Source organism: Butyrivibrio proteoclasticus P6B7, from assembly GCF_000622085.1.
Taxonomy (GTDB): Bacteria; Bacillota; Clostridia; order Lachnospirales; family Lachnospiraceae; genus Butyrivibrio; species Butyrivibrio proteoclasticus_A.
Genome location: NZ_KK211395.1, coordinates 60,506 through 77,908 on the forward strand (window position 1 = coordinate 60,506; position 17,403 = coordinate 77,908).

The 17,403-nt window shown below is 47.6% G+C and carries 16 protein-coding genes, 1 tRNA gene and 1 pseudogene; 12 read left to right on the plus strand and 6 right to left on the minus strand.

The window, feature by feature from the left end:
- Positions 1–474: 474 nt before the first annotated feature.
- The 7 genes from T541_RS0116770 (at position 475) to T541_RS0116800 (ending at position 7,859) form a co-directional block, all read left to right on the plus strand.
- Positions 475–539 (plus strand) — tRNA-Ile (locus T541_RS0116770).
- Positions 540–673: 134 nt separating this feature from the next.
- Positions 674–2,377, plus strand: a complete 1,704-nt coding sequence (locus T541_RS0116775) for a DUF2828 family protein (RefSeq protein ID WP_155839568.1) — start codon at positions 674–676, stop codon at positions 2,375–2,377.
- A 132-nt stretch (positions 2,378–2,509) separates the two neighbouring features.
- On the plus strand, positions 2,510–3,727 hold the full coding sequence (locus tag T541_RS0116780; protein ID WP_026653725.1) for an RNA-splicing ligase RtcB: 1,218 nt from the start codon (positions 2,510–2,512) through the stop codon (positions 3,725–3,727).
- 151 nt (positions 3,728–3,878) lie between these two features.
- Positions 3,879–4,589, plus strand: a complete 711-nt coding sequence (locus T541_RS0116785; protein ID WP_026653726.1) for a tRNA threonylcarbamoyladenosine dehydratase — start codon at positions 3,879–3,881, stop codon at positions 4,587–4,589.
- Between the two features lie 212 nt (positions 4,590–4,801).
- On the plus strand, positions 4,802–6,019 hold the full coding sequence (locus tag T541_RS0116790; protein WP_026653727.1) for an iron-containing alcohol dehydrogenase: 1,218 nt from the start codon (positions 4,802–4,804) through the stop codon (positions 6,017–6,019).
- 91 nt (positions 6,020–6,110) lie between these two features.
- Positions 6,111–6,911: an alpha/beta fold hydrolase gene (locus tag T541_RS0116795; RefSeq protein WP_026653728.1), complete on the plus strand. Its 801-nt coding sequence runs from the start codon at positions 6,111–6,113 to the stop codon at positions 6,909–6,911.
- A 21-nt stretch (positions 6,912–6,932) separates the two neighbouring features.
- A complete protein-coding gene (locus T541_RS0116800; RefSeq protein WP_420314808.1) occupies positions 6,933–7,859 on the plus strand; it encodes an AEC family transporter in 927 nt (308 codons plus the stop codon).
- On the opposite strand, the pseudogene T541_RS21235 reads toward T541_RS0116800, so the two are convergent.
- Positions 7,858–8,061 (minus strand): annotated as a pseudogene (locus T541_RS21235) (QueT transporter family protein); the annotation flags it as partial. The gene T541_RS0116800 and the pseudogene T541_RS21235 overlap by 2 nt on opposite strands.
- Before the next feature lie 446 nt (positions 8,062–8,507).
- On the opposite strand from T541_RS21235, the gene T541_RS0116805 reads away from it, so the two are divergent.
- Complete coding sequence (locus T541_RS0116805; RefSeq protein WP_155839569.1) at positions 8,508–8,933, plus strand: PaaI family thioesterase; 426 nt, start codon at positions 8,508–8,510, stop codon at positions 8,931–8,933.
- An 84-nt stretch (positions 8,934–9,017) separates the two neighbouring features.
- Positions 9,018–9,410: a pyridoxamine 5'-phosphate oxidase family protein gene (locus T541_RS0116810; protein ID WP_026653731.1), complete on the plus strand. Its 393-nt coding sequence runs from the start codon at positions 9,018–9,020 to the stop codon at positions 9,408–9,410.
- 264 nt (positions 9,411–9,674) lie between these two features.
- Here the strand turns inward: T541_RS0116810 and T541_RS0116815 are convergent, their stop codons facing one another.
- The 5 genes from T541_RS0116815 to T541_RS0116835 all read right to left on the minus strand — a co-directional run bounded on the left by T541_RS0116815 (position 9,675) and on the right by T541_RS0116835 (position 14,185).
- Positions 9,675–11,063 carry an MFS transporter gene (locus tag T541_RS0116815; protein ID WP_081780009.1) on the minus strand — a complete coding sequence of 463 codons (1,389 nt, stop codon included), beginning with the start codon at positions 11,061–11,063 and terminating at the stop codon, positions 9,675–9,677.
- Between the two features lie 72 nt (positions 11,064–11,135).
- Positions 11,136–12,068: a CPBP family intramembrane glutamic endopeptidase gene (locus T541_RS0116820; protein WP_026653734.1), complete on the minus strand. Its 933-nt coding sequence runs from the start codon at positions 12,066–12,068 to the stop codon at positions 11,136–11,138.
- A gap of 136 nt (positions 12,069–12,204) precedes the next feature.
- Positions 12,205–13,200, minus strand: coding sequence for a DUF4003 family protein (locus T541_RS0116825; protein ID WP_026653735.1), 996 nt, complete (start codon positions 13,198–13,200; stop codon positions 12,205–12,207).
- A 276-nt stretch (positions 13,201–13,476) separates the two neighbouring features.
- The gene (locus tag T541_RS0116830; RefSeq protein ID WP_026653736.1) at positions 13,477–13,668 is read right to left on the minus strand and encodes a helix-turn-helix transcriptional regulator; all 192 of its coding nucleotides are present in this window, start codon (positions 13,666–13,668) and stop codon (positions 13,477–13,479) included.
- Positions 13,655–14,185: a hypothetical protein gene (locus T541_RS0116835; RefSeq protein ID WP_026653737.1), complete on the minus strand. Its 531-nt coding sequence runs from the start codon at positions 14,183–14,185 to the stop codon at positions 13,655–13,657. The genes T541_RS0116830 and T541_RS0116835 overlap by 14 nt, the downstream gene beginning before the upstream one ends.
- 448 nt (positions 14,186–14,633) lie before the next feature.
- On the opposite strand from T541_RS0116835, the gene T541_RS0116840 reads away from it, so the two are divergent.
- The 3 genes from T541_RS0116840 (at position 14,634) to T541_RS0116850 (ending at position 17,374) form a co-directional block, all read left to right on the plus strand.
- Complete coding sequence (locus T541_RS0116840) at positions 14,634–15,407, plus strand: SDR family NAD(P)-dependent oxidoreductase (protein WP_026653738.1); 774 nt, start codon at positions 14,634–14,636, stop codon at positions 15,405–15,407.
- A gap of 65 nt (positions 15,408–15,472) precedes the next feature.
- Entirely contained in the window at positions 15,473–15,979 is a 507-nt protein-coding gene (locus T541_RS0116845) for a hypothetical protein (protein WP_026653739.1), read from the plus strand.
- Positions 15,980–16,138: 159 nt separating this feature from the next.
- Positions 16,139–17,374, plus strand: coding sequence for a DUF6765 family protein (locus T541_RS0116850; RefSeq protein ID WP_026653741.1), 1,236 nt, complete (start codon positions 16,139–16,141; stop codon positions 17,372–17,374).
- Positions 17,375–17,403: the final 29 nt, after the last annotated feature.

The following is a 17,403-nucleotide window of genomic DNA, read 5'->3' on the forward strand; positions in this document are numbered from 1 at the left end:
AAAAGAGCTATGTTTTGCAGATTTACCCGTGATGCAAGCAATGTGCCTGGGTAAAAGAATCAGATTATGAAGATTTGCCCATGAAGCAAGCTATATGCTCGGGTAAAATGGCCATCTTTTAGACTATTGCCCAAGGTATCAACAACTAACTAAACAATAGGTAAAACAATAGATAAACAAAAAATATTAGTAAATATATAATATCATCCCTTATAAGGGGTTGCAAATATGATATAGAGCAACGGATTATCATGATATTTACAGCATAAATTGGGGTCGTGCAACAAACAAATTCTGCATCTTTTTATCTCCAACTCAAAGGGTTATGATTAAGTCACAACAAAGCGAAAGACACATACAGCAAGCACTTTATGGTTAGCATCAAGCTACGCAGGTTCGAATCCTGCATACCCGAGGAGTGGGGACGTGTCTTGGAAACTTTGAAATAAAGAAAGATACCTACAGCAACTAACCGATTGGCTTATTGGCAAAGCGACTGACTGATAATCAGTATAAGGTGGGTTCAAATCCCGCCATCAACTAACGGTATCTTGAAAAGCAAATAGGTGCATACAGCAAATAAAATCAACGATATGGGATCGCGTCCTGCCAAATAGTGGGACAATCACCGGAGGCCCAAAACCTCCGGTGGGCACCTAGAAAGGAAACTATTATGTTAGAGAGAATGAAAATGTTAGAATTCCTCAAGAGGGAAGCAAACAAGACAACTACAGAGAACGGCGCAGCTACCTATGTTTCAACAAGATCAGAGTGCCTGGATCTCTTTGCAACAATCGGCGCGCTGAGAAACGCAAGCGACGCGGACATAATCGATAGATTCTCAAAGGCCTACGCAGAGGATGCGGACCTTGCCATGAAGACATTGTTCTTTGCAAGGGACATCAGAGGCGGTCTGGGTGAGAGACGTGTTTTCAAGGTGGTTCTTGCACATCTTGCCGCAGCAGAGCCTGAATCTGTAAAAAGAAATATCGAGAACGTGGCAGAATACGGCAGATTCGACGATCTTCTTGCGCTCTTGGACACTCCAGTGGAGGCAGAGGTGCTTGCATATATAGAGAAGACTCTTAGAGCTGATATACAGATAGTAATGGATGCAATGACATCAGAGACTGCAGCTGAGAGATCTACTGATGCAATGACATCAGAGACTGCAGCTGAGAGATCTATTGATGCAATGACATCAGAGACTGCAGCTGAGAGATCTACTGATGCAATGACATCAGAGACTGCAGCTGAGAGATCTACTGATGTAATGACATCAAATACAGCTACTGCCGAGATGTCTGCAGATGCCGAGAATACTGACGCTGCAGCTCACATCTCCCTTCTTGCAAAGTGGCTTCCATCCATCAACGCAAGCAACAAGGAAACAGTGAGAAAGGCCAAGAAAATCGCCAAGTACATGCACATGTCAGAGGCGGAGTACCGTAAGACCCTGGCTGCACTGAGAGCACAGATCAAGATCATCGAGAACAACCTTCGCGAAAGAGATTACTCTTTTAACTACGAAAAGCAGCCTTCCAAGGCGCTCTACAAGTACAGAAAGGCCTTCATACGTAACGACGGCGAAAGATACACAGCTTTCATAACCAAGGCCGCAGAGGATCCTTCAGTTATGCACACAGGCACCCTCACACCTTACGACATCGTGGGTTCAGTGATTAGCAAGGGCTCAGCCTACGCCTACACTGAGGAAGAGAGACGCGCAATGGATGCCACATGGAACGCGCTTGATAACTATGTTGGCGCCGAGAACTCGCTGGCAGTGGTGGATGGCTCAGGTTCAATGTACTGGGGCGTAGGCTCAAAGCCAGCTGCAGTGGCAGAGTCCCTTGGCATCTACTTTGCAGAGCACAACACCGGTGCTTTCCACAATCACTTCATAACCTTCTCCGCAAGACCAAAGCTGGTGGAGGTTAAGGGTAGAGACATCCTGGAAAAGGTGCGCTACTGCATGGGCTTCAACGACTGCTCCAACACAAACCTTGAAGCGACTTTTGACCTGATCCTGAACACAGCTGTGACCCACTGCATGACACAGGCTGACATGCCAGAGAAGCTCTACATCATATCTGACATGGAGTTCGACTGCTGCGCTGGAAACTCCGCAGCTACTAACTTCGAGCGCGCAAAGGCTAAGTTTGAGGCTTATGGCTACAAGCTTCCACAGGTGGTTTTCTGGAACGTCAATAGCCGCAACGTTCAGCAGCCAGTAACCATGAACGAGCTAGGCGTGGCGCTAGTTTCCGGCTGCAACCCTCAGATCTTTTCCATGTTAAAAGAGGGTACGCTGGAGCCATACAAGTTCATGATGTCGGTACTGGGCAAGGAAAGATACGCGAGAATTGTGGCGTGAGCAGAGAGAACCGGACGAAGAACTATTGAGTCTGGTTCGAACTTCTTCTGGCCAGCGACAACGATAATAAGCACATGAACAAGAATAGATAAACAGAGAAATAGTAGACAGTAAAAGGAAAATACAAAAATGATGAACACAATTGAGATAAAAGGAAAAGTTAATACCGCCCTCTGCTACGCGAAGGTAGTGGAGGATGAGGCTATAGAGCAGATCCGCAGAATGTGCGACTACCCAATGACAGCGGGTTCCAAGATCCGCATCATGCCTGACGTTCACGCAGGCAAGGGCTGCACAATCGGCACAACAATGACAATCACTGACAAAGCCGTACCAAACGTGGTTGGCGTGGACATCGGCTGCGGAATGTACACAGTTAATCTTGGTAAGCAGGCTCTGGACCTGGAGGAGTTGGATATCGCTGCCCACACAATCCCATCAGGCCGTGATGTATGGGAGGGCAGAACTGAGCGCTTCGACCTGACCGAGCTTCGTTGCTATCGCCAGCTAAAGGACTCCAAGCGCCTTGAGCGTTCGCTTGGCACCCTGGGCGGTGGCAACCACTTCATCGAGGTGGACAAGGCCGCTGACGGCACTCAGTACCTGATAATCCACTCAGGATCTAGAAATCTGGGCAAGCAGGTGGCTGAGTTGTACCAGCAGCTTGCCGTGGACCTGAATAAGGGCATCGGCGACTACCTTGAGGCCCGGGAGGAGATCATCAAGACTTACAAGGAGCAGGGCCGCCGGGACGAGATTCAGACTGCGTTAAAAGAGCTACATGATAAGAAGTTCGTCAACGGCGAGCTCACCATGCCTGCAGATCTGTGCTACCTGGAGGGCAAGTACCTTGAGGACTACCTTCACGACGTGGAGATCTGCCAGAGATTTGCAAAAAGAAATCGTGAGAAGATGGCAGAAATCCTGCTTAAGAAGACTGACCTCGCAGCCGGGGATTCTTTTCACACAATTCATAACTACATCGACACTGATGAGATGATCCTGAGAAAGGGATCCATCGCGGCTCACAAGGGTGAGAAGGTCCTGATCCCAATAAACATGCGTGATGGCTCGGTTCTTGCCATCGGCAAGGGTAACCCTGAGTGGAACTACTCGGCACCACATGGCGCAGGCCGTCTCATGTCCAGAACTGCCGCTAAGAAGGAGCTTTCCATGGAGGAGTATCAGGAGGCTATGAAGGGCGTGTTCACATCTTCCGTGTCTGAGGCCACCCTGGACGAGGCGCCAATGGCCTACAAGTCCCTGGAGGACATCATCGATGTGATAAAAGAGTCTGTGGATATCGTGGACGTCATGAAGCCAATCTACAACTTCAAGGCGGCGGACTAAACCAGAGTGAACTCTGAGAAATGTGGAAATAGCATTCTCAGAGTTCTTGTTTTGTGGATAATTGATTGCAATGGTATAATTTGCCATAGAGACAAGTGTATAATACTCTAATTCTGTGATTTTTTAATCGGAAGGAGATAGCTCTTTTAACATGTCAGAACAATTTGCAAGAACCGAGCTCCTGCTGGGGGCTGAGGCATTAGATAAACTGAAGAAGGCCCGCGTGGCGGTGTTTGGTGTAGGAGGCGTGGGCGGATACGTCTGCGAAGCACTGGTGAGGTCGGGAGTTGGCTCTTTTGACCTGATTGACAGTGATACGGTTGCGCTATCCAACCTGAACAGGCAGATTATCGCTACACATAGCACGGTAGGGCGCTTCAAGACTGAGGTTATGAAGGAAAGGATGCTGGACATCAATCCTGAGGTGGATGTGCGGATTCACAACTGCTTCTTCCTGCCTGAGAATGCGGATGAATTCCCATTTAAGGAGTACGACTACGTGGTGGACGCGGTGGATACTGTGACTGCCAAGATTGAGCTTGTGATGAAGTGTCAAAAAGAGAATGTGCCTATCATCAGCTCTATGGGTGCCGGCAACAAGCTTGATCCTGCAGCTTTCAAGGTGGCGGACATCTACAAGACCAGTGTTTGTCCGCTGGCGAAGGTTATGAGGCGCGAGCTGAAGAAGCGCGGCGTCAAGAAGCTGAAGGTTGTGTATTCTGAGGAAATGCCTAGAACTGGCGGGGACGCAGAGCCTGGCTCATCCCGCAGGGCCACTCCTGGAAGCGTTGCTTTCGTGCCATCCGTGGCAGGGCTCATCATTGCTGGGGAAGTTGTGAAGGACTTGAGTGGAATTAATTGAATAAAATGTTGATAAACCCGGAGATACTGATGAATAGTGGATGTGATATCTCCGGGTATTATTTTGATTTCTTTTAACATATCGAAATTATCGTAGTGGAATAGATGAAAATATGCATGAATACAACGATTAACGGTTCATATACCTCACGAAATGTAGTAAAATAGACACAAGATGCAAAAATATTTTACTTGAGAAGGAGGTATTTTGGTATGGCACGTTTTACATTGCCCAGAGACATCTATCATGGCAAGGGCGCTTTGGAGGCGCTGAAGACATTTGAGGGTAAGAAGGCAATTATCTGCACCGGGGGCGGATCAATGAAAAGGGGAGGATTCCTGCAGAAGGTAGAGGATTACCTGCATGAAGCCGGCATGGAAACTGAGTTGTTCGAAGGTATCGAGCCTGATCCTTCAGTAGAGACAGTTATGAAGGGCGCTGAAGCTATGCAGAAGTTCCAGCCTGACTGGATCATCGCCATCGGCGGCGGTTCACCTATCGACGCTGCAAAGGCTATGTGGATCAAGTACGAGTACCCAGACACCACATTTGAAGACATGTGTAAGGTCTTTGGCCTTCCAAAGCTTCGTACTAAGGCTAAATTCTGTGCTATTTCTTCTACATCCGGCACAGCTACTGAGGTTACAGCTTTTTCTATCATCACCAATTATCAGCAGGGCATCAAGTACCCAATCGCTGATTTCGAGATTACACCTGACGTTGCAATCGTAGATCCTGAGCTTGCTCACACTATGCCTAAGAAACTCGTGGCTCACACTGGTATGGACGCCATGACACATGCGATTGAGGCATATGTATCTACTGCAAACTGCGACTACACTGATCCTTTGGCTATCCATGCCATCGAGATGATCATGAATACTCTTGTTAAGTCCTACAACGAGGATATGACTGCAAGAGACGAGATGCACAACGCACAGTGCCTTGCCGGAATGGCCTTCTCCAACGCACTTCTTGGAATCGTACATTCTATGGCACACAAGACTGGTGCTGCTTTTGCGGACCTTGGCTCACACATCATCCACGGCGCAGCTAACGCTATGTACCTTCCAAAGGTTATCGCGTTCAACGCAAAGGATCCTACAGCTAAGAAGCGCTACGGCGTGATCGCAGACTACATGCACCTTGGCGGCAGCAACGACGACGAGAAGGTTAAGCTCCTCATCGAGTATCTCCGCAAGATGAATGACGATTTGAACATCCCTCACAGCATCAATCACTACGGTCCAGACGGACTGCCAGCTGAGCAGGGCTTTGTTCCTGAGAATGTGTTCCTTGAGAGACTTCACGACATCGCAGCTAACGCAATCCTGGATGCTTGCACAGGTTCTAACCCACGCCAGCCAAGCCAGGAGGAGATGGAGAAGCTGCTTAAGTGCTGCTACTATGATACAGAGGTGGATTTCTGATAGTTGTGGCGTGATGCACAGCGTAAATTACTTGTAAAAAATTGGGGCCAGCGCCGCGACGCGCTGGCTCTTTCACCCCAGGAGGGCAGCCATGTTCTACAATGCCAAGAATGAAAACATCAAGATCGGCGACACAGACTGCGATTTTATCAGCTTCGGCACAGGTACGGAGAATCTCATCATGCTACCGGGCGTGGGAGACGGCCTCAAGACGGCTCGGGGCATCGCGGTTCCGTTTGCCTTCATGTATAGTGGCTTTGCAGAGCGCTTCAAGGTCTACGTCTTTAGCAGGCGCAACAACCTTCCGGAGGGCTTTACTACTGCGGATATGGCGGACGACATCGATGAGATCATGGCCCAGCGTGGGATTGAGAGCGCTCATGTTTTTGGTGTTTCGCAGGGAGGCATGATTTCACAGCAGCTGGCAATTCGTCATCCTAATCGCGTTAATAAGCTGGTCCTGGCTGTCACTGCCTCAAGGTCCAATGACATCATGAAAGAAGCCCTTGAAACCTGGATTGAAATGGCGGACAACGACGACTACGCAGGAATCATGCTGGATACAGCTATGCGCTCCTACACAGGTAAGTATCTGGAGCGTGGAATCAAGATGAACAAGCTTCTATCCATGATGAAGCCTAAGGGCTACGACAGATTCAAGATTCTGTGCAGGTCCTGTCTTGAGCACAACACCTACGATCAGCTAGACCAGATCAAGAGCCCGACGCTCATCATTGGAGCTGATCAGGACATGGTGGTTAGCGCGGAAGCCTCCAGGGAGCTGCAGGAGCGGATTCCGTCTAGTGAGCTCTTTATCTATGAGGGCTACAGCCACGGCGTGTATGAGCAGGCTAAGGATTTCAATGACCGGGTGATTGAGTATCTTGTGTGAGGAAAAGGTATGGAAAACTTGATGATTGCTACAAATGCGGTTGTGCCATTTATGGTTTACATTGCATTTGGCGCTATTTCAAAGAAGTTGGGGCTTGTAAAAGAGTCTTTCTTGCGGGAACTGAACGGGGTAATATTCAAGGTCTTTTTCCCATTTATCATGTTCAACAATCTGTACGATGCGGACTTCAGCTCCATCATGAGCGCTGGCTACGTGCTGTTCGCCATGGTGGCTACGCTGGTGGTTATCGCATTGTCTTTTACCATAGTTCCATTGTTTGTAAAAGAGAACCCTAGACGGGGTGTGGTGATTCAGGCGGTGTTCAGGAGCAATTCTGTGCTCTTCGCGATTCCACTGGCGGCCAGCGTCCTGGGAGATGAAGCAAGTGCTAAGTGCAGCATTATCGTGGCGTTTCTGGTGCCAATGTACAATGTTTTTTCCGTTATGATTCTTGAATACTTCAGAGGGGGCAAGCCTTCCGCCGGAAAGATCGTCCTCAATGTGCTGAAGAATCCGCTTATTGTGGGCGCTATCGCTGGAGCAATCTTCAACATGCTTCCTATTACAATGCCGGAAAGCCTTGCTACGCCCATAACTCAGCTTTCTAATCTTGCTACGCCGATGGCGCTCTTTGTCCTTGGCGGAACCCTGCATTTATCAAGCCTTCGCAAGGACTGGCTTCCGATTGCAATTGGAACAAGCCTGAAACTGGTGATCATGCCTGGAATCATAGCTCTTTTGATGGCAAAGATCGGATATGCGCCCGCGGAGTTCTTTGCAGTGTTCTGCATGTTTGCAACGCCTGTGGCTGCGGCATCCTTCCCAATGGCACAGAGCATGGACGCTGACGCGGACCTAGCCGGGGAATACGTGGTGGTTTCTACGCTTTTGTCGATTGTGACGATATTTGTGTGGATTCTAGTGCTGAAGAACGCAGGGTGGATCTGATGAACAGGCCTGGGATTGCGGCAGGTGTAAAGAAAGGCAGAATTGTCAGGGCTTCTGAGAACCTTATCTGAACCGCGTATTTAGCAAGGCCCATGGCGTTGGCAATCAGCGTGAGAATGGTGTAGATTGCAGCGATGGCAGCGGACTGCGTGATGAAGAGAAGGCTGGCGTGCTGTGCGGTGGAATGATTAGAATTCTGCATAACTGTCCCCCAAGGCGGTTGCTGAGATAACGATAAGATTTGTTTGTTGCATTATTATCCTACACTAGTTCGTGTATTAGTGACATGAAATACAGGTAATCAAGGTTGCTTATTTGTGCTTCTCAAATTTTTAGAGCGCAAAAACACAGAAAATAGGCAGTGATGTCTATATTTTCTGTATTGGTTTCCGGCCTATTATGACACCTGATACTATTACAAATGCTAGTAATCGTGATTGCGAACAAAAATACAGAAAAAGTGATGGAGATACAGTTTTTTCTGTATTATAGATTTTTTTGATAGCATACTTAGTTTATAAAAGCTATGATATATACAGAAAATTGAGAGAATGTCTTCTATTTCTGTAAAAACGGCCGGAAACTATTTTGAACAAGTTCAAATCAGGGGAGAATTAGAGAAAATCGAGTTAAGGCAAGAATAAAATAGTGAGAAGAGCACAACGCATCACAGGAGGAATCATGGAAAACGAATACCCATTAAGCAAGCTCAAAAACCCATTCATGGAATACAATGGAATAGAAATCTGCGAGGTGTCGCTGGATCACAGCGTGCTGAAGGCTACACTGACAGCGGATTCCCGCAACCCTTATGGAATGGTGCACGGCGGGCTTTTGTACACCATGATGGATTGCGTGGCAGGCGTCACGGCCCGTGCGGACAATCACCACTACGTGACCCAGAGCGTCCACGTCAACTATCTTAGCAATATCAAGGATGGCGACGAGATCTACGCTGAGGGCACAGTATCAAGACGCGGCAGCACAATTACAATTATTCACGCATTCGTGCGAACCCCAGACGGAGAGCGCCTCGCAGAAGCTACGGTAAATATGTTCAGACTGCCGGACTAAGATAATACGTCACCAATTGCCCACTGATGAGTCAACTCACGGAATGACATAAAATATACACCCCATAACATAGGAGGACACAAAATGGAAAGAGTAGAGAAGTTTTTAAAAGAAGCAGGCACATACTATCTTGCAACAGTTGAAGGCGACCAGCCAAGAGTTAGACCTTTCGGCACAGCCCACATTTTTGAGGGCAAGCTTTACATCCAGACTGGAAAGGTAAAAGATGTATCTAAGCAGATCCACGCTAATCCAAAGGTTGAGATCTGTGCTTTCAAGGATGGCGAGTGGCTCAGAGTAGCAGGAGAGCTTGTTGAGGACGACCGCAACGAGGCACGCCAGTCTATGCTTGATGCTTACCCATCACTCCAGGGCATGTACAAGGCAGACGACGGAAACACAGAAGTTTTCTACCTCAAGAACGCCACAGCAACATTCAGCTCCTTCACACACGCACCAGAAGTTGAGAAGTTCTGAGACTTGTAAAAAGAGCTAACTAGAATTCCAACAGATTCTCGCAATTTCAGTTTGTGGGAAAGTGACTGTTGATGAGTAGCAAGAATAAAAGCTAGCGGGTTCGTAAGAGCCAGCTAGCTTTTTTATTCAATAGGAAATTCCTTTGGATTTCCTATTGAATAAAAAGCGCTCCGCTAAGGATGCGACTGGTGCGCAGATGAATTTTGCAAGCTAAAGCTTGCGCGCACCAGCGCGCAAAGAGTCGCGAGCGACTCTTTGTTCTTTTCACGCACCCTTCCGATGCTCTCTATTGGCCATCCACAGCGGAATCAGCGTCATCAGCACGATCACAACCCCAGCAAGGAACAGCGTATTGGTGGGCAGGTACTCCGTGAACCCGTACTCATCCACGAACTCGCCACTCTTCTTGATGATCGGATTGGAGATCAGTGGCGCCACTACCATCGGAATCAGCACGTAAAAGACAATGCGGATTCCCTCGAACTGCCCCCTGGCATCCTCAGGATACAAGCGCTTCGACCACACTGTAACCGTCTGCAGGAACAGAATATATCCGATTCCTACGAAAAGAACTCCAAGCAACAGGTGAGGATTCCAGATAGTAGCTGGGTTTACGTTTTCTGGTGATACAAAAAGACCTATGATAAGAAGTCCAATCGAATTAAGCACTACAGCCACAAGCACCAGCAGTGAAGATCTGTCCGCACGAATAAGTGCAATAGCTGGAATAGTAGTAAACATCGCAATCAGCAAGCCGACACCCTCGATAAGTCCCATGGTGTCTGCCGTAAATCCAAGATAATAGATCATGAAATTTCCCAGATGAGAAAAGTACACATTGAACGAAATGAAGTACACAGCCAGCATCAGATTCACAAACACAAGCTCACGATGCTTCATGTATTCACCAACATTGAAGATGGAAAAGAACTGTTCCCCAAAGCTTCCCTTAATCGATGGCTTCAGAGTTTCCACATCCTTCATACCAAACAAGGACAGAAGTCCCAGTAAAATCACGGCTCCGCCAATTACCACGAAAAGCCTCATATAATTATCATCAGCTCCAACCAAGAGACCACCCAGCACAGTTCCAGCAATAGTGCCGATTACAGGCTGAACAGCCAGTGCAGCGCCCAGAGATCCTGAATTCTGAGTATTCATATGGTCGTTAATCCAAGCATTAAAGCCGATGTCATTACCCATGGAACCAAAGAAACTCATGATGGCATCCGCCGCAATAACCGCAAAAGCAACGCCCACAAGGGCTCCGCGGCCATCACCGCCGCCAGTTAAGAACTGCGTCATTCCAAACAAGATAGTGAAAACACCCCACAGAATATATCCAAAGGACACCAGAGCCTTCCTGTTTCCGCGCCTGTCGGACACGCATCCAAAAAGAAACGTTGAAACCGTAGTAGCCATGGCAGATATAGCCAGCATCCACGAGATTATAGTAGGATCCTTGGCAATCTTGGCATACACAAAAGTGTTAAACCACTGATTTTCCATGTTCCAGCAGAGCTGCCCTGCCAGACCCAGCGCCCACACCAGTCCCCAGAAACCAAGGCTTCCGGCTTTGCCTGAATTACTAGCTCTATTAGCAGAACCCACGCCAGGTTCCGCCCCAGATTTTACATTAGAATTTGAACCCATAAGAATACCCCCATTCCACCTACAATTATAACTCAAATTGCCCGTGAATATGGGGGTAAATCATAAACTCAATCACTGCACATTTCCACCGTTCACAACCGGCGCAGCCACTGGCTCTTTTAACAAAAGCGCATGCTTGCTGACCCAGCCTTTCTTCTGGAAGAAGAGAACGCCCGCAACCAGCACTGATTCAAAGACAACAACAGTGAAGAAGCTTGATGGTGGTACCTCCGTCTGGATGGACTCGAATCCGAAGCCGTTCATGATGAAGAGCACCATGTTGTTGACGATGTGAAGCGCGATGGACGCCTCAAGGCCGTTGGTCAGGTAAGCCAGCAGGCCCAGCACGATTCCTGTGAAAAGAACTTCCAGCTTTCCCCAGATGTTGTAGGGGTGAGCCAGCATGAAAGGAACGGCCTGAAGAACTACGGCCAGGAGCGGGATTTTGAACCAGCCGCCCAGAGCCTGCATTTCAAGGCCTCTGAACACGAACTCTTCAGCTGCACACTGCAATGGTCCAAGGATCAGGCAAAGGATAAAGCCTGCAACTGTGAAGTGTACAGGTCCAAAAACAGGATCTTCGATAAGTACGAAAACTGCGTTTGGAATTCCGATAATCACAAGGGCCAAAAGAATGTACTTGAAGAAGTCGCCAACTTTGAATTTACCTGAGGTTGAAACGTATGAGCTAAATGGTCTCCATCTGGTGCAAAGGTTTGCCAGAATAAGCGCTGGGATGCCAACCGCAATTCCGCCAAGAGTCAGCAGCGCTCCGCCCACACTGTAGGCATCAAAAGCATCGTATCCGGCGCCTGCTGCAGCAATAGCCTGGATTGACTCATAGTCGCCTGTCAATCCGGCGTAAATGCCTACGATTGCTCCTATAACGATGGTAAATAATAAATAGAATACAACGCACAAAAGACCTGTCAGCAAAGGCTTGAACCATCTGTACTTCGCGAAGTTACAGGTAAAAGATACGTAGTTAGTTGTGTCTTGTTTCATATTTCCTCCGGAATATATCGTATTTATGGTGGTTTGCGTGGTAGCTCTTTTCACACCACCAGTCTCCACCAGCGCTCTGATCAGATATTATGAGTTAGCATAGCATCTGATGTCATTGATCAGAACACAGTTTCCATCAATTAGATGATGAAGAAGCTGCGGCACTAGCTGCTGCTGAAGAGATCATGATCATCAGCATAAGTTCCTGCATCATTACTGTTGCAAGAACGTTAGTAGCCACAGATGCGTCAACAACGCTATTCTCTGCAGAATACACACTGGAAACTACCATTGCGCCAAGCATGAGTTTTGTCTGCTTGCTCATTTCAAGGAAGCTAAAGCCCTTCTTTCCATCCAGGTATTTAGCGGCTTCGATGATTTCTTCTGCAAGATCAGTTGTGTTAACGTTGAGGCTTGCCAGGGTTCCAAGGGCTACAACCGCTGAAGTCTTGCCGTACTTGGTGCCTGCTTCGCCGAAGGCCTTGAAAAGTTCAAGTGTTCGCTCAGCTTTGCTTGCTGGGTTGCCGTCAAGTGTAGTCAGCACCTGGCATAATGAGTAAGCCTCGTTCTCGTGGAAGGCAAAGCTCTTTTTTACAATAGAAAATGTGTCCTCAAGCTCCTCCAGAATGTCGCTTGTGCTCTTGTCTGTCATGGCCAGAAGCACTGCAAGGCAGGTGTCCTCGTCGTTTGTGAGAAATGGGTGCTTGCTGCTCATACCCTTCATGATTGCCTTGGTCTTCTCTGCGATTTCGTCGGCAAAAGAGCTTTTTCCTGCGTCTACAACAGTGATAGCAGCAAGGACTTTGTAGGATGAGCCCAGGAACTTGCCTTCGTTGAGCTTCTCGTAAACTGCGGTAATGTCCTCGAGATACTTCTCAGGATCGCTTGAAAGAGCCATCTTTGTGGAAACTACAAGCTCGTTGTTGCCACGGAAATATGATAATGCGTTTTTCTTTTTTCTAAGAAGGTCACGGCACTCTTTGATGTGGTCTGTGTCAGCTGTCAGCTCTTTTTCCGCAAGGGCTGATGCTGTAACCACTGTAATCAAGCCTGGTTCAAGCATGAATGCTTTCTGCATCAAGTTCTTATTCTCGATTAGTAATTCGATTCTTTTCTCAATTGCGTTTTTCATACACTCTCTCCTTGGGGTTATTTAGCGTAGCTCTGCGGATTCAGCAACTGTCCACTTCCCGGGTGGATGTGAGCTGAATGGATCCGGCATTCATGTAGATTACAATTCAAATGCATAAATCCAGCAGAAACTCACGTAATGTTAAGTAATAGTCTAAGGTATGTCAGCCGCAAATCCAATGGGAAACTTTGAAATTTCTGTGAATTTTGTAATCACATTTAAAATGTTGGAATCTTTGCAGCTGAAATTGTTGTTGTCTGGAAATTGATGTGGAGCTTACTCCCAGAAAAGCTCGTCCAGCGTCTTGTCCAGCGCTTTGCAGATCGCGATGCAGAGGCTGATAGTGGGGTTGTAGTCACCCTTCTCAATTGCGTTTATGGTCTGCCTTGAGACCGAGCAAAGGTCTGCCAACTGCTGCTGAGACAGGTCTTTTGCCGCTCTTGCGGATTTCATCTTAAGATTCTTCATTGGCGTCACCTCTCTTGTCAATAAAATGCTTGATCAGGAATGCGATAAGTATGACTCCGAAGACCAGAGCAATCATGGCGTTGATGGAACCGCCTGTCGCAAAACCGTTATCTGAAAGGCCTGGCTCGTTTGTATAAATTGCACAAAGGGTATTGGACACAATAACAAAGAGAATGAGGATAATCCACTTTCCAGTCTTCTGACCAACTCCAACGTATGCGTCGTTGAAAATGCAGTAAATTGTGTACTCTGCGACGCCGATGAATGGGATAGCCAGCAGCACGAGCTGTGGTGCGACGATGTCCCTTGTCGGACCGTAGAAGAATCCAGCATAAATGATGTTCAGCAAAAGAACTGTCATGAAGCTGATCTTGTAACCATTGCCCCTTACCAGGACCTGGCGCTCGTCGTAGTGATCGTTGCCCTTCTTGAGTTTCAACCTGACGATCAGGGAGACGATGAATATTGTGAGGATCAATCCTGCTCCTGCGATGATTCCTGATGTGTAGCTGCTCATAATGTTAACCTCCGTTTGCGCATCTATGATGCGGCTTGTGACTATATTGATTTATTTGTTATATTTCAGCTGATGATTGAATGATAATACTCTTGTAGCAAAATGTCAAGTATATATTACATTATGCTTTTATTGGATTACATTATGCTATTAGTCATTTTAAATTTAATTCAGTTAACTGAGTAAAGTTGGCTAAGCAAAGCTATCTAAGTAAAGCAGACGAAATATGGCGGGCTAATATTAGCGAACAAATTAAAAAAGAATGCGATTAAATGCTAAAATTTACTCGATTGTAATAAAACTATGATATACTGATAAATATAGTACTGGACTGGGTTTGCACAATTTTGTGCAACTAAGATGGGCATGGATACTGGGGTTAGAGAATTAAGGTCTGAAGAGCAGTATTGATGGGCCTTTTGGCGAGATTGAAATAAGGGAGAACGAAATGAAGACAGTTCTTATAACCGGCGCAACGTCCGGAATTGGCATGGAGTTTGCAAGGGCATATGCAAAGAAAGGCTATAGCCTGGTTCTTACAGGACGCAGGACTGAGCGTCTTGAGAAACTGAGTGACGAGCTGAAAAGCGCGTATGGTGTGGAGTGCAGGCTGATCACTGCTGATCTTTCTGATGAGGAGCAGTGCCGCGGGCTTGTGGGGCAGCTTGAGGGCCAGCAGATCGACATCTTCATCAATAATGCCGGCTTTGGCACTGCTGGAAGCTTCCTGGACACCAATCTTGATAAAGAAATCTCCATGATTAAGGTGAATGACATTGCGATGCACATTCTCTTTAAACTGATGCTCTTAAAGATGCAGGAGCAGGGCAGTGGCGAGATTCTGAATGTGGCTTCTTCTGCAGGTCTTTTCCCTGCTGGGCCTTACATGGCCACATACTACGCGACCAAGGCCTACATGGCTTCCCTTACTAAGGCGGTGGCAAAAGAGCTAAAGCTGCAAGGGAGCGGAGTCTATGCCGCGTGCTTATGCCCAGGTCCTGTGGATACTGAGTTTAACGAAAATGCGGATGTGACCTTTGCGCTGAAGGGCATCACGCCTGAAACCTGCGTGAGAGAGTGCCTTGCAGGCATGGCAAGAAGAAAGACAGTTATCGTTCCAACGCTGACCATGAAGATGGCTGTGTTTTGGGGACGTTTCGTACCAGAGGGACTGCTGCTTAACATGGTTGGACGCCAGCAGCGCAAGAAGACTCAGAGATGATGTGGAATGATTAGTGGATAGTGACTAATTCATAGAGTAGTTGCGAAATATAAGCAAGGGGTGTTATGGATACGATAAGTAAGGGGAATGTCGAGGATCTCGGCTGTAGATACAGGAAGTATCAGAAGAATGTTGAGATCGGCGGAAAAGCGATAATTATATTTGGGGTGTGGTCTATTATCAAATTTATTGCGTCTGTGCTGCTTGGACAGCAGAGTTTAAGGGATTTGTTGGGGATAGACCCAAATTATCCTGAACAATTTATGTTTGTTCTGGTGGTAATTATGATAGTTCTTTTAGCGCTGACTATGGTTTGGCACGCGTACATTGGCGTTAGCGCCATTAAGTATGCCCAGGGCTTGAAGAAATCGAGGTTCTTCCTGGTGTGGGCTGCGCTGATGCTGGTGGTGACTGTGTGCTCGATTCCGGGGTACTTCGATCCGTCTAATAATCCGGAGAGCCTGGACACTGTGATTGTGTCGGTTCTGGTGGATTTGAGTATGTCTTTTTCACTGCTGGACATGATCTATTCGTCGTTCATGATGACACGGATTAAGAGACAGATGGGGTGAGTGCGCGAGGGGGCGGAAATGTAGATTCAGTGACGAGTGCGAGATATGTAGTTGTTGTGATGTGTGCATGCAATCGGATGGAAAGATATCATGACGAGTGCGTGCAGAATTAGACGAGATATATGACCACTCCAGTAGAGGAAGGGGATTTGGGGATAGATGCAGGAAGATTTTCACTACTATGCAACTTATTGTGCAGCGTACTTAGCGGGTTACAGCCATGAAGAGAGCTTGGAGATCGCTTATAGCGCGCAGTTTGTGGATTTGTGTTCGAGGACTTTTTTGTCAAAGATTGGTGCTCCGCTGAATGCGGCAACTACGCAGCTTCAGCTTGAGATGATGGACGCAAGGACAGATATCATCGGGCTTCAGGATATTACTAGGATTTGGGCAGCGTTTCATTTTTTGCCACAGGATCTTTATGCCCAGAAGCCGCGTCGTAGCAAGCGTTATATGCAGAAGTACCGCCTGATATGTGGGCCGAACGGGGATCTGCTGGCTAAGACCGTGGAAAATGCCCGTGGGAAGAGTCTTCAGCATGTGGGGATTGCAATGCATGTGCTGGCGGATACTTGGGCACACCGCTATTTTGCTGGGACGCCGTCGCTGGTCATAAATAATACGGAGCATGATTTTGTGGAGCTTTTGGATGTTGATGGGGAGCAGGTGGAAAGGCCTGTGAAATTCAGGCATTCGCCCACGGCTGCGGATGATCTTGAGAACGGAATCTACACCAACAGCTTGTTTCAGGGGAATGAGAATTCAATTATGAACCTGGGGCATGGACGAGCTGGGCATTTCCCCGATTACTCTTTTGCCAAATACAGGTATATGCCGGCTTGGGGCGATTATCAGGAGATTGAGAAGGATAATCCTGCGGACTACGAGAAGGCTTTCGCACAGATGGTTTATGCTATGAAGTTCCTGCGGGGCGAGCTGGAGCCTGGGGCAAGTAGCGCAGGAGTTGAGAATATATGCTCTGGAAGAGGAGCGGAAGTGCGCGGCGCTGCAGGTGAGGGCGAGCGAATCGGCAGCTATAGCTGTATTCAGGGCGCGAGGTGCGTTTTCTTCAGGACGGGCAAGTACGATGAGGAAGTCCTGGATAAGTACGGGGCAAGAATCCGTGAAATCCTGACAAAGCGCCAGCTTATCGCGAGTGACGACTGGAAGCGGTTTGGAGAAGAGCTGTCTGGGCATACTGTTGAGGACTTTGATATAGAGAAGTATCAGGAACAGTACGTGAATGCCACAAAGGATGGGAAGGACAAGACTTTTATTGGGAAGTTTATCAGGGGAGCGATTTCTCAAAAGGGCATGGTTACTGAGGAAATTCACAAGTCAGGAAATATGCATGCTGGGTTCTCAAAGCTTAAGCGAGTGAGAGCGCTGGGGTGATGGAGTTGGCGGGCATTTGGATGCGGAGC

Excerpts from the sequence above, each read along its gene's own strand:
- T541_RS0116800 (WP_420314808.1), top strand. The coding sequence starts at position 6,933 with ATGATTGCTACAAATGCGGTTGTGCCATTTATGGTTTACATTGCATTT.
- T541_RS0116790 (WP_026653727.1), top strand. The coding sequence starts at position 4,802 with ATGGCACGTTTTACATTGCCCAGAGACATCTATCATGGCAAGGGCGCT.
- T541_RS0116780 (WP_026653725.1), top strand. The coding sequence starts at position 2,510 with ATGAACACAATTGAGATAAAAGGAAAAGTTAATACCGCCCTCTGCTAC.
- T541_RS0116785 (WP_026653726.1), top strand. The coding sequence starts at position 3,879 with ATGTCAGAACAATTTGCAAGAACCGAGCTCCTGCTGGGGGCTGAGGCA.
- T541_RS0116850 (WP_026653741.1), top strand. The coding sequence starts at position 16,139 with ATGCAGGAAGATTTTCACTACTATGCAACTTATTGTGCAGCGTACTTA.
- T541_RS0116845 (WP_026653739.1), top strand. The coding sequence starts at position 15,473 with ATGGATACGATAAGTAAGGGGAATGTCGAGGATCTCGGCTGTAGATAC.
- T541_RS0116775 (WP_155839568.1), top strand. The coding sequence starts at position 674 with ATGTTAGAGAGAATGAAAATGTTAGAATTCCTCAAGAGGGAAGCAAAC.
- T541_RS0116795 (WP_026653728.1), top strand. The coding sequence starts at position 6,111 with ATGTTCTACAATGCCAAGAATGAAAACATCAAGATCGGCGACACAGAC.
- T541_RS0116820 (WP_026653734.1), bottom strand. The coding sequence starts at position 12,068 with ATGAAACAAGACACAACTAACTACGTATCTTTTACCTGTAACTTCGCG.
- T541_RS0116810 (WP_026653731.1), top strand. The coding sequence starts at position 9,018 with ATGGAAAGAGTAGAGAAGTTTTTAAAAGAAGCAGGCACATACTATCTT.
- T541_RS0116830 (WP_026653736.1), bottom strand. The coding sequence starts at position 13,668 with ATGAAGAATCTTAAGATGAAATCCGCAAGAGCGGCAAAAGACCTGTCT.
- T541_RS0116815 (WP_081780009.1), bottom strand. The coding sequence starts at position 11,063 with ATGGGTTCAAATTCTAATGTAAAATCTGGGGCGGAACCTGGCGTGGGT.
- T541_RS0116825 (WP_026653735.1), bottom strand. The coding sequence starts at position 13,200 with ATGAAAAACGCAATTGAGAAAAGAATCGAATTACTAATCGAGAATAAG.
- T541_RS0116835 (WP_026653737.1), bottom strand. The coding sequence starts at position 14,185 with ATGAGCAGCTACACATCAGGAATCATCGCAGGAGCAGGATTGATCCTC.
- T541_RS0116840 (WP_026653738.1), top strand. The coding sequence starts at position 14,634 with ATGAAGACAGTTCTTATAACCGGCGCAACGTCCGGAATTGGCATGGAG.